At 55.5% G+C, this 18989-nt stretch carries 21 protein-coding genes; 17 read left to right on the top strand and 4 right to left on the bottom strand.

Annotation, left to right across the window (positions count from 1 at the left end; all coding sequences use genetic code 11):
* The first annotated feature begins 503 nt into the window (after nt 1–503).
* The 4 genes from G512_RS0100615 (at nt 504) to hemG (ending at nt 3452) form a co-directional block, all read left to right on the top strand.
* On the top strand, nt 504–1151 hold the full coding sequence (locus G512_RS0100615) for a cold-shock protein (protein ID WP_028480022.1): 648 nt from the start codon (nt 504–506) through the stop codon (nt 1149–1151).
* A gap of 135 nt (nt 1152–1286) precedes the next feature.
* A complete protein-coding gene (locus G512_RS0100610) occupies nt 1287–2135 on the top strand; it encodes a 23S rRNA (adenine(2030)-N(6))-methyltransferase RlmJ (protein WP_028480021.1) in 849 nt (282 codons plus the stop codon).
* Between the two features lie 86 nt (nt 2136–2221).
* A complete protein-coding gene (locus tag G512_RS22740) occupies nt 2222–2707 on the top strand; it encodes a hypothetical protein (protein ID WP_208974899.1) in 486 nt (161 codons plus the stop codon).
* A 169-nt stretch (nt 2708–2876) separates the two neighbouring features.
* Nucleotides 2877–3452 carry a menaquinone-dependent protoporphyrinogen IX dehydrogenase gene (gene hemG, locus G512_RS19520; RefSeq protein ID WP_051268675.1) on the top strand — a complete coding sequence of 192 codons (576 nt, stop codon included), beginning with the start codon at nt 2877–2879 and terminating at the stop codon, nt 3450–3452.
* Here hemG and G512_RS0100595 read toward each other — a convergent pair.
* Nucleotides 3436–4551 carry an Acg family FMN-binding oxidoreductase gene (locus G512_RS0100595; RefSeq protein ID WP_028480019.1) on the bottom strand — a complete coding sequence of 372 codons (1116 nt, stop codon included), beginning with the start codon at nt 4549–4551 and terminating at the stop codon, nt 3436–3438. The two genes, hemG and G512_RS0100595, sit on opposite strands and share 17 nt — an antisense overlap.
* Before the next feature lie 224 nt (nt 4552–4775).
* Between G512_RS0100595 and G512_RS0100590 the strand changes: the two genes are divergently transcribed.
* The gene (locus tag G512_RS0100590) at nt 4776–5387 is read left to right on the top strand and encodes a glutathione S-transferase family protein (protein WP_028480018.1); all 612 of its coding nucleotides are present in this window, start codon (nt 4776–4778) and stop codon (nt 5385–5387) included.
* 81 nt (nt 5388–5468) lie between these two features.
* Here G512_RS0100590 and G512_RS0100585 read toward each other — a convergent pair whose 3' ends face one another.
* Entirely contained in the window at nt 5469–6122 is a 654-nt protein-coding gene (locus tag G512_RS0100585) for an outer membrane protein (protein WP_028480017.1), read from the bottom strand.
* A gap of 378 nt (nt 6123–6500) precedes the next feature.
* Between G512_RS0100585 and G512_RS0100580 the strand changes: the two genes are divergently transcribed.
* From G512_RS0100580 to G512_RS0100540, 9 genes are all read left to right on the top strand, one after another.
* Nucleotides 6501–7490, top strand: coding sequence for a calcium/sodium antiporter (locus G512_RS0100580; protein WP_028480016.1), 990 nt, complete (start codon nt 6501–6503; stop codon nt 7488–7490).
* A gap of 119 nt (nt 7491–7609) precedes the next feature.
* Complete coding sequence (uvrC, locus tag G512_RS0100575) at nt 7610–9652, top strand: excinuclease ABC subunit UvrC (RefSeq protein ID WP_028480015.1); 2043 nt, start codon at nt 7610–7612, stop codon at nt 9650–9652.
* Nucleotides 9653–9705: 53 nt separating this feature from the next.
* Entirely contained in the window at nt 9706–10743 is a 1038-nt protein-coding gene (locus G512_RS0100570; protein ID WP_036487913.1) for an endonuclease/exonuclease/phosphatase family protein, read from the top strand.
* A 118-nt stretch (nt 10744–10861) separates the two neighbouring features.
* Nucleotides 10862–11497 (top strand): thymidine kinase, encoded by a 636-nt coding sequence (locus G512_RS19515; protein WP_051268672.1) that lies wholly within the window; start codon nt 10862–10864, stop codon nt 11495–11497.
* 47 nt (nt 11498–11544) lie between these two features.
* The gene (locus G512_RS0100560; protein ID WP_028480013.1) at nt 11545–11826 is read left to right on the top strand and encodes an HlyU family transcriptional regulator; all 282 of its coding nucleotides are present in this window, start codon (nt 11545–11547) and stop codon (nt 11824–11826) included.
* Between the two features lie 114 nt (nt 11827–11940).
* Complete coding sequence (gene pgsA / locus G512_RS0100555) at nt 11941–12513, top strand: CDP-diacylglycerol--glycerol-3-phosphate 3-phosphatidyltransferase (RefSeq protein ID WP_028480012.1); 573 nt, start codon at nt 11941–11943, stop codon at nt 12511–12513.
* Nucleotides 12514–12535: 22 nt separating this feature from the next.
* On the top strand, nt 12536–12787 hold the full coding sequence (gene moaD / locus G512_RS0100550; RefSeq protein ID WP_028480011.1) for a molybdopterin converting factor subunit 1: 252 nt from the start codon (nt 12536–12538) through the stop codon (nt 12785–12787).
* A 30-nt stretch (nt 12788–12817) separates the two neighbouring features.
* Entirely contained in the window at nt 12818–13297 is a 480-nt protein-coding gene (locus G512_RS0100545) for a molybdenum cofactor biosynthesis protein MoaE (protein ID WP_036487908.1), read from the top strand.
* A 169-nt stretch (nt 13298–13466) separates the two neighbouring features.
* The gene (locus tag G512_RS0100540; RefSeq protein WP_036487902.1) at nt 13467–14717 is read left to right on the top strand and encodes a multidrug effflux MFS transporter; all 1251 of its coding nucleotides are present in this window, start codon (nt 13467–13469) and stop codon (nt 14715–14717) included.
* Between the two features lie 63 nt (nt 14718–14780).
* Here the strand turns inward: G512_RS0100540 and G512_RS0100535 are convergent, their stop codons facing one another.
* On the bottom strand, nt 14781–15686 hold the full coding sequence (locus tag G512_RS0100535) for a branched-chain amino acid aminotransferase (RefSeq protein ID WP_028480008.1): 906 nt from the start codon (nt 15684–15686) through the stop codon (nt 14781–14783).
* A gap of 303 nt (nt 15687–15989) precedes the next feature.
* Between G512_RS0100535 and G512_RS22530 the strand changes: the two genes are divergently transcribed.
* The 3 genes from G512_RS22530 to G512_RS0100520 are packed head-to-tail and all read left to right on the top strand — an operon-like array spanning nt 15990 to nt 18581.
* Nucleotides 15990–16463, top strand: a complete 474-nt coding sequence (locus G512_RS22530) for a MarR family winged helix-turn-helix transcriptional regulator (protein WP_028480007.1) — start codon at nt 15990–15992, stop codon at nt 16461–16463.
* A gap of 3 nt (nt 16464–16466) precedes the next feature.
* Entirely contained in the window at nt 16467–17168 is a 702-nt protein-coding gene (locus G512_RS22525; protein WP_028480006.1) for a response regulator, read from the top strand.
* Nucleotides 17169–17171: 3 nt separating this feature from the next.
* On the top strand, nt 17172–18581 hold the full coding sequence (locus G512_RS0100520) for an ATP-binding protein (protein ID WP_051268670.1): 1410 nt from the start codon (nt 17172–17174) through the stop codon (nt 18579–18581).
* A 37-nt stretch (nt 18582–18618) separates the two neighbouring features.
* Here the strand turns inward: G512_RS0100520 and G512_RS0100515 are convergent, their stop codons facing one another.
* Nucleotides 18619–18972, bottom strand: a complete 354-nt coding sequence (locus tag G512_RS0100515; protein ID WP_028480004.1) for a tRNA-binding protein — start codon at nt 18970–18972, stop codon at nt 18619–18621.
* Nucleotides 18973–18989 lie beyond the last annotated feature (17 nt).

Raw genomic sequence — 18989 nt, 5'->3', positions numbered from 1 at the left:
CGTCATTTGGCCCGACCCTAACAGGTTCGAAAGCAAAATGCGCCCTCTGCGTCCCGGCTCCTCAACACCAAATCTGCACTACTGCTGGTTCGTCAGATACGTATTGGGCAAGCCGTCTAAAGGCTAAGGAGTGGTATTGACCTAAAACCAGTCACAATACTTACACATTTTCTTCAAAAATCTCCATAACCTCCCATTATTGATAATCAAGAAATGAGAATACCCCTCACAATGTCGGGGTTTGACTATCTTTGGCGAAGTATTCTCTTGCTCAAAAACGCAACTGGACCCTATGATATAACCCGTACCGCGTGCGGTACCTTGTCACGTGGCTGAGAGCATGAACTCGTCAGATCTCCTGCAGAAGCGTCTGATGTATATGGTTTCCGCTTCGTACAACGCAAATTTGGTGTCAAACCGGTAGACGACCGGCCACGTTAGCGTGGCTATTTGGAAGTGTTGGCATCCTTTGGCTTGATGCCGACAGGAAAGGCGATAGAGTAATGCATGACGGGAATTCGGGCCGCCGCCCACGCAGCAAGCGTGGCGGCAAGCGTGAGTTTGGTGGTGCGAACAGTTTTGGCCCGGAATTCGGAGCTCCTGACTTTCTCGGAGCGGAGCCCGGATATAGTCCTTACGAGACTCCCAAAGACAACTATCCCCGTGATCGCTACGTGAACCACGGTGATCATGGCACAGGAGACAGAGGCTCTTATGCTTCTGAAGGTCGCGGCGGCTTCCGCGATCGGAATGCAGGCGAAGGATCCGGCCGCCCCTTTGGAGGCGGATCAAACCGTGGCCCCGGCCGTTCAGGCCCCGGTGAAAACAGGGGACCCAGACGTGACAGCCAGCCGGTAGAGCGGGGCCCTCGCCAAATCGGTACGGTGAAGTTCTTCAAGCAGGACAAGGGGTTTGGGTTCATTACCCCGGACGCAGGCGACAGCGACGTCTTCGTTCATATCTCTGCGGTGGAGCGTTCCGGCTTCCAAGGCCTGGACAGCGGCATGCGGATCTCTTTTGAAACCGAGCCGGATCGCCGTGGCAAGGGCCCAAAGGCCGTGAACCTTCAGCTTTTGGAGGATGACGCTGGCGAGGCATCCCCCTCTCCAGACGCAATGGACGCCGATCCTGTCGGCTACGGCCAGGACTGAAGCGGATCTTAAACAAACAACAAGGCGGCCCAAGTGGCCGCCTTTTTTGTTGCCGCATCGCCAGGCTGTGTAGGCAAACCCTACGGACTGTGATACCAGCCCAGACAACAAGCAAAGCACTGTGAGGATCCCGAGATGAACTATCGCCATATCTACCATGCCGGCAATCTGGGCGATGTTCTAAAACACGCGGTTCTTGCCGCCATCATCACCTACCTGAAGAAAAAAGAAGGTGCTTTCCGGGTGTTCGATACCCATGCTGGCGTTGGTCTGTACGATTTGACGTCCGAACAGGCCCAGAAAACCGGAGAATGGCACCACGGAATCGGGCGCATCATCGATGCCGAAATTCCGAAGAACGTTGCACAGGTTCTGGATCCTTGGCTCAGTGTGGTACGTGATCTCAATCCTCAGGGAGGAATCAACCTTTATCCGGGATCCCCGGTGTTGGCCCGTGACCTCATGCGCAATCAGGATCGCCTGACCCTGACAGAACTACATCCCGAGGAGTTCGACAGCCTCATCACAAATTTCGGCGGCGACAAACACGTCAAACTCATCGAGATAGACGCTTGGCTTGCACTAGGCAGCTTCTTGCCCCCAAAAGAGCGCAGGGGATTGGTTCTGATTGACCCTGCTTATGAAGTAGAATCCGAATTCGATCGATTGCTGGAGGGCATTCACCGCGGGTGGAAGCGCTGGCAGACTGGCATCTACGCAATGTGGTACCCAATCAAAAATCGAAGGGTCGTCAACCGCTTGATAAAGGAAATGGAGTCCTTCGGAATTCGCAATGTCCTGTCACTGGAGTTGGGAGCCGGACAAATCCGCGAAGACAAACCCATGAGTTCCAGCGGAATGCTCGTTGTCAATCCACCGTGGACACTGAAAGCGGACATGGACATCGCCCTGCCTTGGCTGTGCGAACGCCTGTCCCGCGGCCCCGGAGCTCATTGGCACGCCGAAGTCGTGATTGACGAATAGACTCCCCCTGAAACAACGAGTTGCCCCCATTCCACGAATAACGCATCGTGAAGCGGCAACGTTAACGGGAGCTCGGACAGGACATCATGTTCAAGAGAATAGCAGGCCTCTTCATTGCGCTGGCAACCTTGAGCTTCACAGGCATGGTCGCCGGAGCGGCTGATTATTATGGCCCCTCCTCGCCGCCTCAGGATCCAGCCTCAGAAAAGCGGGTGTATTTTTCACACAACAGCGAGCCCCGCATCCCCACCTGCGAAGATGCTTCAGTAAAAACCGCAGTGAAACGTCAGATCGCAGCGGCGATCCCGCTTTACTACGACGACCGGCAGATAGACGACATGCTGAAGATACGCCAGAGCGGATACTGGGTGGGCCGGCCGAGCCCCCTTGCCCGCCGCTATTGCCATGCCCAGGCAATCCTCTCCGATGGCTCCCATCAAACGCTCTATTATCAGGTAACGGAGCACAGTGGCTTTCTGGGGCTGAGCTGGGGCGTGGACGCTTGCCTGCAAGGGCTCGATCGTTGGCGCGTCTTTGACGGAAACTGCCGCCGCGTACGGCCACAGTACTAGGCTCAAGACCCGAAAGACATAAACATTTTCAAACGGTTGCCTACTCCCAACCAACCATGCGCGGGTTTCCCCCAATAGTGTGCTCCCGTAAACCTGTTATGGTGCCTGAAACATCCGCCGCCGGCTTATTGGCGGCATCAGCAGGCACTCAAACAGGTACGGGCGCGGCATGTCGTTTCTTCTCGTATACGCCAGTCATGATGGACACACTCGCAAAATCATGGAGAAGATAGCGAGAGAGCTGGAAGGGCATGGCCACACCGCGGAACTGCAGGAGCTTGCCACGGGAGCCGAACCCTTGCCCGTCGTGGCTGGCCAAAAGATCGTGGTTGGCGCGGCCATTCGCTACGGACGCGTCTTGCCGGTTGCTCGAAAGTGGATCGCCACGAACCTTGACAGATTGAACCAGCTTGGCGTTGCTGCCTTTACCGTCTGCCTGACAGCCCGCAAGCCGGAAAAGTCAACACCTGAAACGAACCTCTACTATCGCAAGTTCATTGCAAAAAGCGGCCTCAAGCCAACCGAAAATGCCGTCTTCGCCGGTGCTTTGCGCTACCCGGAATACTCCCTGTTCGATCGCATCATGATCCAGTTCATCATGCACCTCACGGGCGGCCCAACCGATCCGCGCGCCTCGATCGAATACACCGACTGGACGCAGGTCAAGGCTTTTGCGGCCCAACTCGCGGCTGAGCATTCCGAGAGCGAGACACTGGCGACCACCAAGGCTACCCACTCCGGGTAATCACGTCTTCCGCCGACCGCCGCAGTGAACGGGGCAATGTCGGCCCGTAACCAAACCGCATCAACAAATTGGGCCTCAGGTCCGTTCCCAGCATGGCCTGCAGTTCGGGAAGCATCTCCGCCACCTCAATGGGCTGGTTCAAGAAGGCGTAGCGCACGCCGCGCGCCGTCGCTTCCAGCGCAAACCGCTGGCAAGACTGGCCAGCCTGCATCCAGCCAATTGGATCGTCCCGGTGGGCAGCAAGTACAACAAGCCCGGCGGAACTGGCTATCTGCTCAGCATACTTGGCATTCTCTCCATCAGCACTAACAACAAGATCGAAGATCCTGCGCCCCAACCAACCCGGCACCGCAGGATTACCGGAAGCCGGCGCGTATAACCCATCTCGAGTTTCAGCCGCTTCTCGCCCGCTGAAACGGATCCAAGCCTTGAGTTCATCACGAAATGCCTGGCTCTTCAACTGGACCGAATTTGCGGAAAGAATGAGATCACGCAGTTGATCAATCTCAGCCCGGTTCGTCACTAGAAACGCACTCACCTCCTCATCATCAAGCGCCTCGCGAAGCCCTTGAAGATCGGCGTCAGAGAGTGAGCGGCCATCATAGTTAGCCCGCACACACTGGCGGTTTGATATCGCTTCGAAGCGAGGATTCGACCTGCTTGCCGCCTTTTCATCACCTATAAGATGCACTGTACACCCGTCATCCTGGAAGGTAACAGGAGCCGAAAACCCGGAGGCCTGAGCTGCCACACTCAGATTTTCGACTGCACAGCCCAAGCTGGCAAACAAGTGTCGGTGCTCTGGATCCACCACTGGTGTTGCCCGATTGAAATCCGGTGCGATATGAATCCGGTCCTCAAAAACGCTGAATTTCCATGGCTGGGTATTGTGGGCGTTGGCCGCCATACACGCATAAGCAACAAGTCTTTCATGGGAATTTGGAAACGCCTGACCCACCGGCTCGACCGATTGCCAAGTCCGTTTGACCAAATCTTCGTAGCGATTGCTTCCCCGGACCCAGCTCAAGCCCATAACGCCTCCCGATACGCCCAATCCGGCGCCGCCCAACAGCAGCGCCCGGCGTGTTATCTTACCCATGTCTTACTCCCACTAGCGCGACTCCCTAAGGCGTCTCCAAGGATGGACACGCGCATACGCCAACAACTACAATCTATAATGGTTTGACGTCACACCCAAGTGACATCGACAACTGTAAAAACTCTCAAGCCGGCGCAACTCGCCGGAACGTGACGCGCTTGCAATCGCAGTTGAAATCGGCATTCTGAACTTCCAATCTGAAATCGCTCTACGGGAACAAATCAATGCTGATACTGAGATCGTCCGGTGCATCGCCCTTCGGGCGCAAGATAAAGATTGCGGCCAGTGTTCTGGGCTTTTCCAATCGCCTCGACGTGCAAATGGCGAAAACCTCAGATCCATCTGATTCCCTTCGCAGTCAGAATCCATTGGGCAAGATTCCCGCTCTCGTTCTGGAAGATGGCAGTGTACTCTTCGATAGCCCGGTCATTCTTGAGTATCTGGACTATCTCGCAGGCGGTGAGAAGCTGCTACCCGCAGGCGCCGAACGGTTCGATGTATTGACCAAGCAAGCTCTCGCTGATGGCATTGTCGACGCGGCCATTCTCATCGTTTATGAACGCCGTTTTCGCCCGGCGGAAAAGGTCGACGACAACTGGCTCAGCTACCAGCAAGAAAAAATCGACAGAGCGTTGTCTGCTTTTGAAGCCAACCCACCGGCTCGGGTCAGCCACGGCTCTCCGGATGCTGCCCAAATTGCACTGGCCTGCGCATTGGGGTACCTGGAGTTTCGTCTCGGCGCTACATGGCGGACAACGTGCCCCAAACTCGTTGAATGGCTGGAAGACTTCGCCTCGTCCGTCCCTTCTTTCGAAACAACGCATCCGACAGATTAAGCCCACCAGTTACGGACAATCTGTCAAAAAAAATGCGCGACGGAAATCCGCCGCGCATTTTTCATCACGTATGACCCAAGCTTAGAAGCTTACGGCTACACCCGCGCGAACAATGTTGTTGTTCACATCGGTCTTGTACTTGGTGCCGCCCAGATCGAAGTCCTGGCTGCCGAAATCCTGATAAAGATATTCAACGCGGCCGGAAATGCGGTCGGTAAACGCCTGCTCAACACCGGCCCCAACGGTGTAACCCACAGCGGTTGTATCATCCTTGCCGCCGTTGCCCTTCGCGCTCAAGTCAGCGAATGCAACACCACCTGTACCGTAGAGCAAGGTGCCGTCGAATACCGCGTAACCAGCGCGGGCACGAATGTTGGCGTTCCAATCGGACTGAACGTTGAAGCCGCCAGCCGAATTGTCGATATCGTTGTAAGCGATGTCACCTTCAACACCCAGCACAACCTGCGGGGTAACCATGAAGTTGTAACCGCCGTATACACCCACGTTTACACCGTCGGTGTTGTCATCAAGGGCGCCAGAGGTACCGGCCTTGCCGTCAAAACCCATGAAGCCGTAACCCATGTTGGCCCCAAAATAGGCACCATTCCAGTCGTACTGAGATACAATCACTGGTTCTTCGTAGGCAATGGGTTCCTGGGGCTGAGGAAGGTCCGCGGCAAGTGCTGGGCCGGCAATCAGGCCTAATGCGACAGCTGTTGATGCAATACGCAGCATATTATTATCTCCACTTATATGGCTTTGGTAGGACTGCTGGAAATCGGGGGCAGTCCGACGGTATCCGAGTCCCCCTCGGAATCCGCGTCCTCCTGTTTATGGGGATCCAATGTGGCTGCATCAGCCTCGAAAAATGGAGAAACTACGGCAAATTTTCGACATTCCTTGCCACAGGGCACAACCTACTGTTGCCGCTACGTTATTCATATAAATACCCCCTGTCATTTGTAGTGTCCACATCGTGTGAATTGCGCCACTCACTTGGAAAACTCGGCGCAGGGGTTCAAGCCACACCCTTTCTTGCCTATATAGCGGGGGCACAAAGACAGCCGGTTCAAAACAAAGCTGGCATAAACAACACACGATCCGGATCGTTGAATGTTCATTGCATACCTGAGCCTTGTTGGCGGCCTCGCCGCTCTGATTTTTGCGGGTGATTTTCTAGTACGTGGGTCCGTCGGCATTGCGAAGATGCTTGGCATTCCCTCTCTTGTCATTGGCTTGACCATTGTCGCATTTGGCACCAGCGCGCCAGAACTTGTCATCTCGCTGAATGCCGCTCTTCAAGGCAACGGCGGGATTGCAATTGGGAATGTGGTTGGTTCAAACATCGCCAATGTACTGCTTGTCATGGGCCTGCCCGCTCTTCTGGCACCCACGCCTTGCGACGAGAAAGGCGCAACCCGCAACGCTGTCTTTATGGTGGGCGTCTCGCTGATTTTCATCGGCCTGTGTTTCCATGGAATTCTGGACTTTTGGACCGGTGTGGTTCTTGTTTCCATGTTGGCAGGCTTTCTGCTGTGGTCTGCCCACACAGCCCATCAACACCGCAAAACCATGAAGGCCGCAACTGGCAACCGCGATCTCGAACTGGAAGAGCTGGGCGATGTGGATGTGGAATCGATCCCGGAAAACGCACTGTTGTCGTTCGGCTATGTGTTCATCGGCCTGGTTGGCTTGCCTATTGGAGCGCACTACACGGTAGAAGGCGCTGTCGTTCTAGCCTCGGCGTGGGGCGTGTCCGACGCTGTCATCGGGCTGACGGTCGTGGCACTCGGCACCTCTTTGCCGGAACTGGCGACAACGCTGATGGCGGCCGTACGCCAGCATGCCGCAGTCGCGTTGGGCAACGTGATCGGATCCAACCTCTTTAACATTCTGGCGATCCTTGGCATTACGTCCCTGATTGCCCCGATCCCCGTTCCAGAGCAGATTCTGGAAATGGATATCTGGGTCATGCTCGGCTGCGCAATCCTGCTATTGATCTTTGCAATGCGCCGCATGTGCCTGGGCCGCGGCTTGGGGCTTTTGCTGACGGCAGGCTACATCAGTTACATTTACGGGGTTTTTGCCCTTGGGAAAATCTAGGGCTCCAGCAGATGCTGTAGAGCGGTTTCCGTGAACTCTGCTAGATTGGCTCTGGAGCTTGCACCCGCTTCAGAGCCATTTTATTGGAACAGAACAAAGATGATAGGTGAGCATCAGGAATGAGCGGTCGGACCAAGGACATGCCCGAACAGGCTGAAAGCACCTCCAGTGCGCCGAACACGGCCCCCGCCATTGAATTCGAAAGCAGCACATCCGCCCTGCCGGAAGGCACCAAGGGCGTCGATGTCATCAAGCATTTCGTCAAGCGCCTGCCCATGGGGCCGGGTGTCTATCGCATGCTCAACGATACCGGCGATGTCTTGTACGTTGGCAAGGCCCGATCGCTGAAAAAGCGCGTTACCAGCTACACGCGCCTTCAAGGCCAGTCCAATCGCATCATGCGCATGATCATGGCCACCGCTTCCATGGAGTTTGTTGAAACGCGCACCGAACCCGAAGCGCTGCTTTTGGAAGCCAACCTCATCAAGCGCCTGCGGCCGCGCTTCAACGTGTTGCTGCGCGACGACAAATCGTTTCCCTACATCCTCATAAGCGAGGATCACGAGGCACCTGCGCTGATCAAGCATCGCGGCGCAAGAAACCGAAAGGGGAGTTACTTCGGTCCCTTCGCTTCTGCAGGCGCTGTTAACGAAACAATCAATGCCATGCAGAAGGCGTTTCTGGTGCGCAATTGCTCAGACAGCTACTACAGCAACCGCACACGCCCCTGCCTTCTTTATCAAATCAAACGCTGCGCAGGACCTTGCACGGGTGAGGTTTCGAAAGAGGACTACGCTGGGCTGGTTAGTGAAGCCAAGGCCTTTTTGTCGGGCCGCAGCCAACTGATCAAAAAGGAACTTGCACGAGCCATGGAGCAAGCTTCCGAGCAACTGGACTTTGAACGCGCTGCGGTCTACCGCGACCGCTTGGCAGCCCTGTCCCACGTTCAAAGCCATCAGGGCATCAACCCGCAGAACACAGAGGAAGCGGACGTGTTCGCGGTCGCTCAGGAAGGCGGCCAGACCTGCATTCAGGTATTCTTTTTCCGAACCGGTCAGAACTGGGGCAACCGCGCCTACTTTCCCAAAGCCGACAAGAGCATGGAATCTGAGGAGGTCCTTCAAAGTTTCCTTTCTCAGTTTTATGACGACAAGCCGGCCCCGCGCCTCATACTGCTCTCCCACGAGATTGAAGAGGCGGAGCTGCTGCGAGAAGCACTCACTGCCCGTGCAAGCCACAAGGTGGACGTCGCAACGCCAAAGCGTGGCGAGAAGAAGGAACTGGTGGATCACGCCCTCAGCAACGCCAAAGGGGCTCTTGGACGCCGTCTTGCCGAAACCTCGAGCCAGATTCGCCTTCTCAAGGGCATGGCGGAAGCCTTCGGTTTGGACCGAATGCCCCGCCGAGTAGATGTTTTCGACAACTCCCACATCATGGGCACCAATGCTGTTGGCGGCATGATCGTGGCTGGGCCGGAAGGCTTCGCCAAGGGACATTACCGCAAGTTCAACATCAAGTCCGAAAGCCTTGTGCCGGGGGATGACTATGGCATGATGCGGGAAGTGATGAGCCGGCGCTTTGCGCGACTGCAAAAGGAAGCGCCGGAAGGTTACATCCAAACCGCCCGCTTTCGATCCGGCACGGAACAACCGGCCGCGCCAGAAGAAGCGCTTCCTGAGCAGCCCGAGACGCCCCTCAGCAATGCAGATATTCCCGAATGGCCCGATCTCGTGCTCATCGACGGCGGGCAAGGCCAACTCACAGCGGTGCGCACAACACTGGAGGAAATGGGGATTACGGATGTGCCCCTCGTAGGGATCGCCAAAGGACCCGATCGAGACGCCGGGCGCGAGAAATTCTTCATCCATGGCCGTGACAGTTTCATGTTGCCGGAGCGCGATCCGGTTCTTTATTTCGTTCAAAGACTGCGAGACGAGGCCCACCGCTTTGCCATTGGCAGTCACCGGGCAAAACGAAAAAAGGCCATCTCCGCCAACCCTCTGGACGAGATTGCCGGTATTGGCCCTGCACGAAAGCGGGCCTTGCTTCAGCATTTCGGCACTGCCAAGGCCGTGTCAAAAGCAGGTATTGAAGACTTGGTGGAGGCTGAAGGAATCTCCGAAAGCACGGCCAAACTGATTTATGACCACTTCCATGAATGATCCCCGGCGGCGCCGTTTCGATAACTGGCGCGCCGCAGACACTGGTGAATTGATTGGCATCTCTTGTTTCCGCTGACCGTCTGGCTGTCCACGTACGTCGCCTGTCGAAATGTCTTGTTGGCATAAGCTGGCTTTTAGGTCTGCTCGTTGCCATGGCGTATTGGCTACCGGGCTACTACCTGTCCGAGGCAGCCGCCTTTTTCGCACCGCAGTTCATTTTTCTGTCCATTGCTGTGGCACTCTTGGCCTGCATCCTGTCGCGCTCTCTCGGGTACACAACCCCGGTGCTCGCCGCTCTATGGCTGACATTGGGACTGGGAACCTATGATCAACTTCGCGCCCTCACGCCACCAGAACCTGCAGGTGATCCGGAAAAGGTATTCACCTTGATGAGCTTGAATCTGGAACGCTTTGAGTATGACGACACGCGACTGATGGCTGTGATCAACAATACCCAACCGGACCTCGTTCTGTTTCAGGAAACAGGCGCAGCTACGCCCCGGTTGCAGGCCCTTCTGGCAGACACCTATACACACGCCATTGTTCCGCCTGACGGCCATGACAGCGATCTCACCGTTTTCAGCAAGTTGCCCCTCTCAGATGTGCAGCAGCAACGCATTCAGTCGATTCCGCTAAGCTATGGCAAGTTGAACGCTTACATAGAGTTCACCGTGGAAACTGCGCAAACACCCATCAAGGTTTATGCTGTTCATCCAACCAGCCCGCATATTCCCTCCAAGCTGTTGGCCCGAACCACCTATCTGGAAACAATCGCTGCAAAGGTTGCCCAGCGCACCAACGATCCGGACAACAGCGTGCCGGTAATCGTGGCCGGTGATTGGAACACGAGCCCGTGGTCGAAAAGCTTTCCATCGCTCCTGGAGGAAATGAGCCTGACAACGCGGTTTGAGCGCGGTTTTCCTCGCAACACGCGTTATTTCTTTGCTCCGGAGCTTGCGGATCTGGCCGGCTCGCAGGTTGATCATATTGCCGTATCCGCGCCGCTCTCGCTCTCCTCAGTCAAGGTGGCGGCAGATGTGGGCTCAGATCACTTGCCGTTGATAGCCAATGTAGATTTGCCGAAACGATAGCACCGGGGTTAGCTGGCTTGTGTGTAACTGTTCCAGAAACCCATCGAACCTTCGAATCCCTGTATGAAGGGATCAGCGACACGGAACGGAACCGGCAACACACGAATTCTTTGAATCTATGGCAAAGCTCTACTTCAACTACTCCTCGATGAACGCAGGCAAATCTACCCTGCTCCTTCAAGCCTCCTACAACTATCAGGAGCGCGGCATGAGCACCCTGCTGTTCACGGCCGCTCTGGATGACAGGACCAAGATTGGCGAAATCGCCTCGCGAATTGGGTTGAAGTCGGATGCCATGATCTTCGACGAAGCGACGGACATGTTCCAGACCATAAAGGCAGAAAAGGACTCCCGTCCTCTGGATGCCGTCTTGGTGGACGAAGCCCAGTTTCTCGATGAGAAGCAGGTCTGGCAACTCGCACATGTCGCAGATCGCCTTGGCATGCCCGTAATGTGCTACGGTTTGCGTACCGACTTTCAAGGAAAACTCTTTCCCGGAAGCGCCGCCTTGCTGGCCATTGCAGACAACATTCGCGAAGTACGCACCATCTGCTGGTGCGGCCGCAAGGCCACGATGGTGGCCCGCCTCGACGAAAACGGACGGATTGTTGAAGAAGGCGATCAGGTGGTGATCGGGGGGGAAGATACCTACACCTCCTTGTGCAGGAACCATTGGTCGCGTCGGATGCTTGGCCCGGACGATTGCGTACCTACCCCTTCCGTGCCTATTGTAGAGCCAGTGGGTGAGTCCTAAGTTCAGCACTTGCACCCAAAAAGATGCATTCGAAAACGAGTTTGAGCATGTCCTTTTTTTCACGGCTGTTTGGCGGCAAGCAAACCGAAGACACCCGCACCGAGGTCGAGCCTGAAGAGTATAAAGGCTACCTGATTTACGCTGAGCCCCAGAAAAATGGCGGCCAGTGGCAAACCATGGGGCGCATCACGAAGCAAGTCGACGGCGTGATCAAGGAACATGAGTTCATTCGTGCGGACACCCACAGCTCGGAAGAAGAAGCGACAACCTTCACCCTGCGAAAAGCCCGGCAAATTATCGATGAAGTCAGCGACTCCATGTTTGACTGAAATTCGGTCACCAAGCCCCTTCGCACGTAGTCTTCCCTCTGTTAAAGACGTTGGGCAGACCCTATGTGCGTCCAAACCCGGCTAAACTCCAGCCGCCTCCCAGTGCAGGTTCACATGTCGACCAAAGTTCTGTTCTCACTTCCGAATGTCCTGACGTACGGCCGAATTGCTGCCGTCCCCGCAATAACTCTTTGCTTCTATTTTCCGGGACATACCTCACGTTGGGTCGCGCTGGCGATCTTCATCATAGCAGCCGTGACCGACTTCTTTGATGGATATCTGGCCCGCGCCTGGCAGCAGCAATCTGCCCTCGGGCGCATGTTGGACCCGATTGCCGACAAGCTCATTGTTTCTGTATGCCTGCTCATGCTTACACTGGATGGCACCATCGGGCATTGGTCCGTCATTGCGGCGATCATCATTTTGTGCCGCGAAATCCTTGTGTCCGGTCTTCGCGAATTTTTGGCCGAGTTGCGCGTTAGTGTCCCGGTCACCAAAATGGCGAAATGGAAAACAACCGTGCAATTGGTCGCCATGGGGTTCCTGATCGCCGGCCCAGCCGGTGACGCCATTGTGCCTTATGTTTCAGAAGCAGGCATTGCCTTGTTGTGGCTGGCCGCTATCCTGACTTTGTATACCGGTTACGACTATTTCCGGGCGGGTATTGGTCATCTGATCGAAGACTAGCTGGCCGGACGAGGGAGGCGAAATGAAGCTGCTGTATTTTGCATGGCTGCGCGAACGCGTGGGCACTGGGGAAGAAACCATTGACCTTCCTGGCGGCGTGACCACCGCCAAGGACCTGATGCTGTGGCTCAGCCAGCGTGATGAAGGCTACGCCTACGCCTTTGAGGACCCTCAACTCATCCGCGTGGCTGCCAATCAACAGCACGTATCCATGGAAGCGGACATTTCCGGTGCGGATGAAGTCGCATTCTTTCCGCCCATGACTGGCGGCTGACTTTCCATTGCACGGGTGCAGGAGCCAATCATGTCGTCCATAACTCCAAAAATCTCCGTATCAGCCAGTAACTTTGATGTGGCTGCGGAACTGGAACACCTCAAGGCCGGACGAACGGACATCGGCGCTCTTGTTACCTTCACAGGCTTGTGCCGCGATGAAAACGGCAGCTTGGCAGCTTTAGAACTGGAGCACTATCCGGGAATGGCTGAGGCAGAGTTACAGCGGCTGGCCACTTCTGCCTTGGAACGGTGGCCGCTGACCGGGCTCACCATCATCCATCGGGTGGGCCGCATCCGGCCGGGGGAAAACATTGTTCTGGTGGTGACGGCCAGCGCTCATCGCCGAGCGGCTTTCGAGGCTGCCGATTTTCTGATGGACTTTCTAAAGACGCAGGCCCCGTTCTGGAAAAAGGAACATCCTGCCAGTGGAAACGAGCCGCAGTGGGTTGAGGCCAAATCAACAGACGATACAGACGCAGCGCGCTGGATGGCTAAAGACGCTCGGTAATCGGCGCATCTGTGCATTGCAGACATTCGGTTTTTACCATTGACAGGACCCATGACGTTTCGGCTATATGCCCTGCATTGTGCTCGAGAGGGTCCGACCTTCCCTGCCATACTCTTCGTCGCGCACCATAAGAACTAAGCGCTTCAGAACAATACAATAAGGATTATTCATGTCATCTACGACTGCGAAGGGGCAGCCTTCCGTGCCTCACGCAGGGCTGTCGCTTATTGAGCTGGTCCTGCTGATAGCAGCATTGATGGCGCTGAATGCGCTATCCATCGACATCATGCTGCCGGCCCTGCCTCAAATTGGGGACGAACTGGGTGTCGTCCATGAAAACAACCGCCAATTGATCCTCAGCTCCTACCTGTTGGGTCTGGGAGCGGCTTCTTTGATCTTTGGCCCCGTTTCTGACTGGTTAGGCCGCCGTCCAACCTTGTTGGCTGGCATTCTGCTGTTCATCGTCGGCGCAGTGCTGTCATTGTTTGCACAGTCTTTCGAGACCATGCTCACGGCCCGGGCTCTTCAAGGCATCGGAGCAGCAGCCCCACGTGTTGTGACAATTTCCATGGTCCGTGACTGGTACAGCGGACGCCAAATGGGCCGGATCATGTCACTCGCCATGATGGTGTTCATGGCAGCCCCGATTCTGGCTCCAACGGTTGGCCAGGGTATTCTGTTCCTTGGACACTGGCACTGGATTTTCATTTTCCTTACAGCCTTCAGTTTCGCACTGATGCTTTGGTGCTTTGCCCGCCTGCCGGAAAGTCTGCCAATGGAGAAACGGCTGGGCCTGAACCCGCGCACTGTCGCCCGCTCCTACTGGCTTGTTCTAACGAACCGGTTCGCTTTGGGGTATATGCTGGCTGTGTCCTGTGCCTTTGGCGCACTGTTCGGTTTCATCAACTCCGCTCAGCAAATCTTCAACGGCGTCTTTGGCCTCGGGGCCAGCTTCACCCTGGTGTTCGCGCTCATTGCCGCAGGTCAATCTGTAGCCGCATTCCTGAACTCACAGCTTGTAGAACGGTTCGGCTTGCGCAAACTGTCCCATGGCGCCTTGCTGATGCTCATCGGCGTCAGCGCTGTCGGGGCAACGTTGGCCCTTACCGGGTCCATGACCTTATGGACCTATTATGCCTTTCAGGCCCTTGTCATGTTCTTCTTCGGCTTCATCGCGCCGAACTTCAACTCCATGGCGATGGAACCTCTGGGGGCGTTTGCTGGCGCTGGATCCGCCATGGTCGGATTTGTCACCACTACACTTGGCGCAGTCCTTGGGGCGGGCATTGGTGCTCTGTACAACGGCACCACCATTCCGCTCACGCTGGGCTATCTATTGCTGGGGACAACGGCTTTGATCATCGTATTGATCACGGAGAAAGGGCGTCTGTTTCACCCCATGCATGAAGATGCCTCCTGAACACACAAAAAAAGCCATCGCAGCTGGGTGCTGCGATGGCTTTTTTTATACCTGGTATCGTGTTCAAGACGCCTTTCTTAACGCCTTTGCTTCTGCACCACCTTGAACTTCAGCAATATAATCCCTCATCAAGGTCTGCGTGATCTCACCAACCTCGAAAAACGTGCCTGCAATCTCTGAAACGGGCGTCACTTCTGCAGCAGTACCCGTAAGGAAACACTGCTCGAAACTGCTAAGCTCTTCCGGCAGAATGGTGCGCTCGTGAACTGCAAGCCCGCGTCTTTCTGCCAATTCAATGACGGTTTGACGGGTGATGCCATCGAGGAAGCACTCCGGCACCGGCGTATGAAGAGCACCATCTTTCACGAAGAAAACATTTGCTCCCGTCGCTTCGGCCACGTTGCCGCGCCAATCAAGCATAAGCGCATCTGTGTATCCCTTGCGCTCCGCTTCATGCTTTGAAATCGTACAAATCATGTAAAGGCCTGCGGCTTTGGCCTTGTAAGGCGCCGTTTCCGGCGCTGGCCGGCGGTACATCGCATGGTCGAGACGAATGCCTTTCAGACGCTCTTCCGGGCTGAAATAGCTGGGCCATTCCCATGCAGCAATCGCCAGATGAATTTTGTTGTGTTGAGCGGAGATGCCCATCATCTCGCTACCGCGCCAGGCAACCGGACGCAAATAGGCATCAACCAAGCCAGACTTTTCCATCAACTCGTTGCACACGCGGTTGATCTCTTCCACGCTCCATGGGATTTCGAACCCAAGGATACGGGCGGACGCATGAAGACGCTCCGTATGCTCTTGCAGCTTGAAAATGTCGCCACCATAGGCACGCTGGCCTTCAAAAACGCTACTGCCATAATGCAGGCCGTGAGTGAGCACATGCACCTTCGCATCTGACCACGGCACATATTCGCCATCATACCAGATGACACCTTCACGTTGATCAAATGGAATACCCGCCATTTTTAAACTCCACTGGCGAACAATTGACAAAGAAAGACCGCGCTCGGTCGGTCACTTCAGGGCCTGTTCTGTTTTACAATATCTTTGTGTTGATCAGCACCGCTCTCAAGCCGCGCCCATTGACTGTCTCGTCGAAATATCGTCTGTAGGCACATTCCCATTTCTTACCTTAAAACAGGAATGATTGATACGATCATTTCTCAAAGCGCGAATAATAAGTAACAATCGAACCAATATAAGTCAACATAGCTGACGTATTTTTTGTAGAATGACCGGAATCCACCACCCCACAGGCGAGCGAGAATGCCAGAGACCACGCCCCGTTTTGATTTGATCGAGCTCCTTTTCTTTGCCTATCGTGACTTCACCGACGACCCCGACGTCCTGCTGAACGAGTTGGGTTATGGACGCGCCCATCACCGGGTCCTCCACTTTGTCCATCGCAATCCGGGAATACGGGTCTCCGACCTGCTTGGTATACTGAAGATCACCAAACAAAGCCTCGGGCGGGTTTTGAAACAGCTGGTTGATGAAGGCTATATCGAACAGCAACATGGCCCGCTGGACCGGCGTGAGCGCCTGCTTTTCACTACGGACAAAGGCCGGTTGCTGGCACAGCAGTTGTCACAATTGCAAACCAAGCGGATCAACAAGACAATTGAACTCATGCCCCCGGGAAGTGATGAAATTGTCCGCCAGTTCCTGTATCTGATGATTGATGAAAACGACCGCAATGATGTTGTGCGCCTCATTTCGCAAAGTACCACGAAGGAGTGACCAGTGACGGGGTCCAGCATACCTGGGGATACCGCACCCCACCTTCTGCTTATTGATGATGACAATCGTATTCGCGAATTGCTGCAACGCTTCCTGGGAGAGCAAGGCTTCAGGGTAACGGTGGCCAAAGAGGCTGCAGAAGCCCGCCGCCGCATGCAGGGCCTGCAATTCGACCTTCTGATTCTGGACGTGATGATGCCCGGAGAAAGCGGTCTTGAACTCGCCCAAGACATTCGCCGCACGTCCGATGTGCCCATCTTGATGCTCACCGCCCGCTCCGAAACCGATGATCGCATCATGGGCCTTGAAGCGGGAGTGGATGATTATCTGCCCAAGCCATTTGAACCCCGCGAGCTTCTGCTGCGCATCTCCGCCATCTTGCGGCGCGGCGGCCCCAAGCAGGAGATCAAGCCTGAAACGATCACTTTCGGGCCCTATCAGTACAACCCGGAGCGGGAGGAACTGAAAAGGGGCGAGGACTATGTCCGATTGACGGACCGGGAAAAGCAGTTCCTGAATGCATTTGCTGCCAAGCCCGGACAAACCGTGACACGAGCAGATCTGGTGGGCGATGACAGCACGCTCGGCGAGCGCACAGTTGATGTGCAAGTCAACCGATTGCGCCGCAAGATTGAGGAAGACCCAAGCAATCCCTTTTACCTGCAGACAGTCCGCGGCGTGGGCTACCGTCTGATAACGGACTGATTCATGACTGATCGAAGCAGCTGGCGCGACTTCAGCATCTCCCGCGTGATCAAAGCCTCTCGGGTTCTGCAATTCATTCTCAAGCCATATCACTGGCTTGCAAGCTGGCTGCACAATCGCTTGCCAAAAGGCCTTTATGTACGCGCCCTGCTCATCATCGTCATTCCCATGGTGTTGCTGCAGTCGGTTCTGGTCTTCGTGTTCATGGAACGGCACTATGCGCTGGTCACACGCCGCCTATCGGAGGCTGTTGTGCGGGAGATCGCCTCTGTGGTCGAGATGACGGAAACATTTCGTGCGCAGGATGATCCGGAAAAGGTGAAACGCATAGCAGCCAGCGCTCTTGGCTTGTCGGTCAGCGTCATGCCGCCTGAACCACTCCCACCACGCCAACCAAGGGACTTTTTCGATCTGGTCGACTTGTACCTGAGCCGTGAGATTGCTGCCCGGATTGGCAAGCCTTTCTGGATTGATACGATCGGCGACGGGCGTTTTGTAGAGATCCGCATCAAGCTGGAGAATGAAAACCTTCGGTTCATCGCGCGCCGAAGCCAGACCTACGCCTCAAACTCTCACATTTTCATTGTCTGGATGGTTGCGACCTCCTTGATCCTGATCGTCATGGCCCTGCTGTTTCTGCGCAATCAGATCCGTCCCATTGAAAAGCTTGCAGACGCAGCTGAGGATTTCGGCAAGGGCCGTCAGGTCGCCAGATTCCGCCCCCACGGCGCGCGGGAAGTCCGCCGAGCCGCGATGGCGTTTCTGGATATGCGCCGCCGCATTGAGCGCCACGTCGAACAACGCACGACCATGCTGGCCGGTGTCAGCCACGACCTGAGAACCATCCTCACACGGTTCAGTCTGCAGCTCACGTTCTTGGGTGACAGCCCGGAAGTGAAGGCTCTGCGCAAGGACGTTGAAGAGATGAACCGGATGCTGGATGACTACCTCGCGTTTTCCAAAGGCTACGGTGATGAAGAGGCCGTTGAAACCGATGTCGCACTGATGCTCGAGGAGTTGGAGATAGAAGCGGAAGTTGTTGGCGCCGACGTGGCTTCATCCTTTGATGGTGATCCACTGGTTGTCATCAAGGGACGGGCCTTCCGACGCTGCCTGCTCAACCTCATCACCAACGCAGCCAGATACGGATCGACCATTCGCATCAAAGGCCATCGAACACCCGACTGGTTGATCGTGACAGTTGACGACGATGGACCCGGCATCCCACCGGAAGAACGCGAAAATGTATTCCGCCCCTTCCACCGGCTGGATACGGCGAGAAATCAGGACACAGGCGGCTCCGGGCTTGGCCTGTCCATCGCCCGCGATATCATTCGCGCTCATGGCGGAGAAGTGTTTTTGAGGGAGTCCCCGCTCGGCGGATTGCGGGTCAGAGTGCGTGTACCCATTTGACCGGCCAGGATCACACCCTGTACGAACCTGTATTCAGTTAGTGCAGCCGAGCCCCGATTGGAACGTCCTGATCTGGCCGGGCCAACACGATACCCCCACTATCCGCCGAGAATCCAAGCGTTAGGACCTCGGACATGAACTTTCCAATCTGGCGGGGCGGGAAGTTGACAACCGCCATGACCTGTTTGCCAATCAAAAGCTCTGGCTCATAGAACTCGGTAATCTGCGCTGACGACTTCTTGATACCGACATCGGGCCCAAAGTCGATTTTCAGTTTGATCGCCGGTTTGCGCGCTTCCGGAAACGGCTCGGCCTCAACAATCCGACCAACACGGATATCTACCTTCAAAAAATCATCAAACTCAATCGTAGGGGTGTCAGCGTTGCTCACAACCGGAACCTCTTGCC

It is taken from the genome of Pseudovibrio exalbescens DSM 16456, assembly GCF_000422785.1.
GTDB classification, from domain to species: Bacteria; Pseudomonadota; Alphaproteobacteria; order Rhizobiales; family Stappiaceae; genus Pseudovibrio; species Pseudovibrio exalbescens.
This window is presented reverse-complemented; position numbering and strand designations above follow the sequence as displayed.

What these genes read in the sequence shown, in the direction of transcription:
- G512_RS0100615 (WP_028480022.1), top strand. Translation starts at nt 504, where the DNA reads ATGCATGACGGGAATTCGGGCCGCCGCCCACGCAGCAAGCGTGGCGGC.
- G512_RS0100610 (WP_028480021.1), top strand. Translation starts at nt 1,287, where the DNA reads ATGAACTATCGCCATATCTACCATGCCGGCAATCTGGGCGATGTTCTA.
- G512_RS22740 (WP_208974899.1), top strand. Translation starts at nt 2,222, where the DNA reads ATGTTCAAGAGAATAGCAGGCCTCTTCATTGCGCTGGCAACCTTGAGC.
- hemG (WP_051268675.1), top strand. Translation starts at nt 2,877, where the DNA reads ATGTCGTTTCTTCTCGTATACGCCAGTCATGATGGACACACTCGCAAA.
- G512_RS0100595 (WP_028480019.1), bottom strand. Translation starts at nt 4,551, where the DNA reads ATGGGTAAGATAACACGCCGGGCGCTGCTGTTGGGCGGCGCCGGATTG.
- G512_RS0100590 (WP_028480018.1), top strand. Translation starts at nt 4,776, where the DNA reads ATGCTGATACTGAGATCGTCCGGTGCATCGCCCTTCGGGCGCAAGATA.
- G512_RS0100585 (WP_028480017.1), bottom strand. Translation starts at nt 6,122, where the DNA reads ATGCTGCGTATTGCATCAACAGCTGTCGCATTAGGCCTGATTGCCGGC.
- G512_RS0100580 (WP_028480016.1), top strand. Translation starts at nt 6,501, where the DNA reads ATGTTCATTGCATACCTGAGCCTTGTTGGCGGCCTCGCCGCTCTGATT.
- uvrC (WP_028480015.1), top strand. Translation starts at nt 7,610, where the DNA reads ATGAGCGGTCGGACCAAGGACATGCCCGAACAGGCTGAAAGCACCTCC.
- G512_RS19515 (WP_051268672.1), top strand. Translation starts at nt 10,862, where the DNA reads ATGGCAAAGCTCTACTTCAACTACTCCTCGATGAACGCAGGCAAATCT.
- G512_RS0100560 (WP_028480013.1), top strand. Translation starts at nt 11,545, where the DNA reads ATGTCCTTTTTTTCACGGCTGTTTGGCGGCAAGCAAACCGAAGACACC.
- pgsA (WP_028480012.1), top strand. Translation starts at nt 11,941, where the DNA reads ATGTCGACCAAAGTTCTGTTCTCACTTCCGAATGTCCTGACGTACGGC.
- moaD (WP_028480011.1), top strand. Translation starts at nt 12,536, where the DNA reads ATGAAGCTGCTGTATTTTGCATGGCTGCGCGAACGCGTGGGCACTGGG.
- G512_RS0100545 (WP_036487908.1), top strand. Translation starts at nt 12,818, where the DNA reads ATGTCGTCCATAACTCCAAAAATCTCCGTATCAGCCAGTAACTTTGAT.
- G512_RS0100540 (WP_036487902.1), top strand. Translation starts at nt 13,467, where the DNA reads ATGTCATCTACGACTGCGAAGGGGCAGCCTTCCGTGCCTCACGCAGGG.
- G512_RS0100535 (WP_028480008.1), bottom strand. Translation starts at nt 15,686, where the DNA reads ATGGCGGGTATTCCATTTGATCAACGTGAAGGTGTCATCTGGTATGAT.
- G512_RS22530 (WP_028480007.1), top strand. Translation starts at nt 15,990, where the DNA reads ATGCCAGAGACCACGCCCCGTTTTGATTTGATCGAGCTCCTTTTCTTT.
- G512_RS0100520 (WP_051268670.1), top strand. Translation starts at nt 17,172, where the DNA reads ATGACTGATCGAAGCAGCTGGCGCGACTTCAGCATCTCCCGCGTGATC.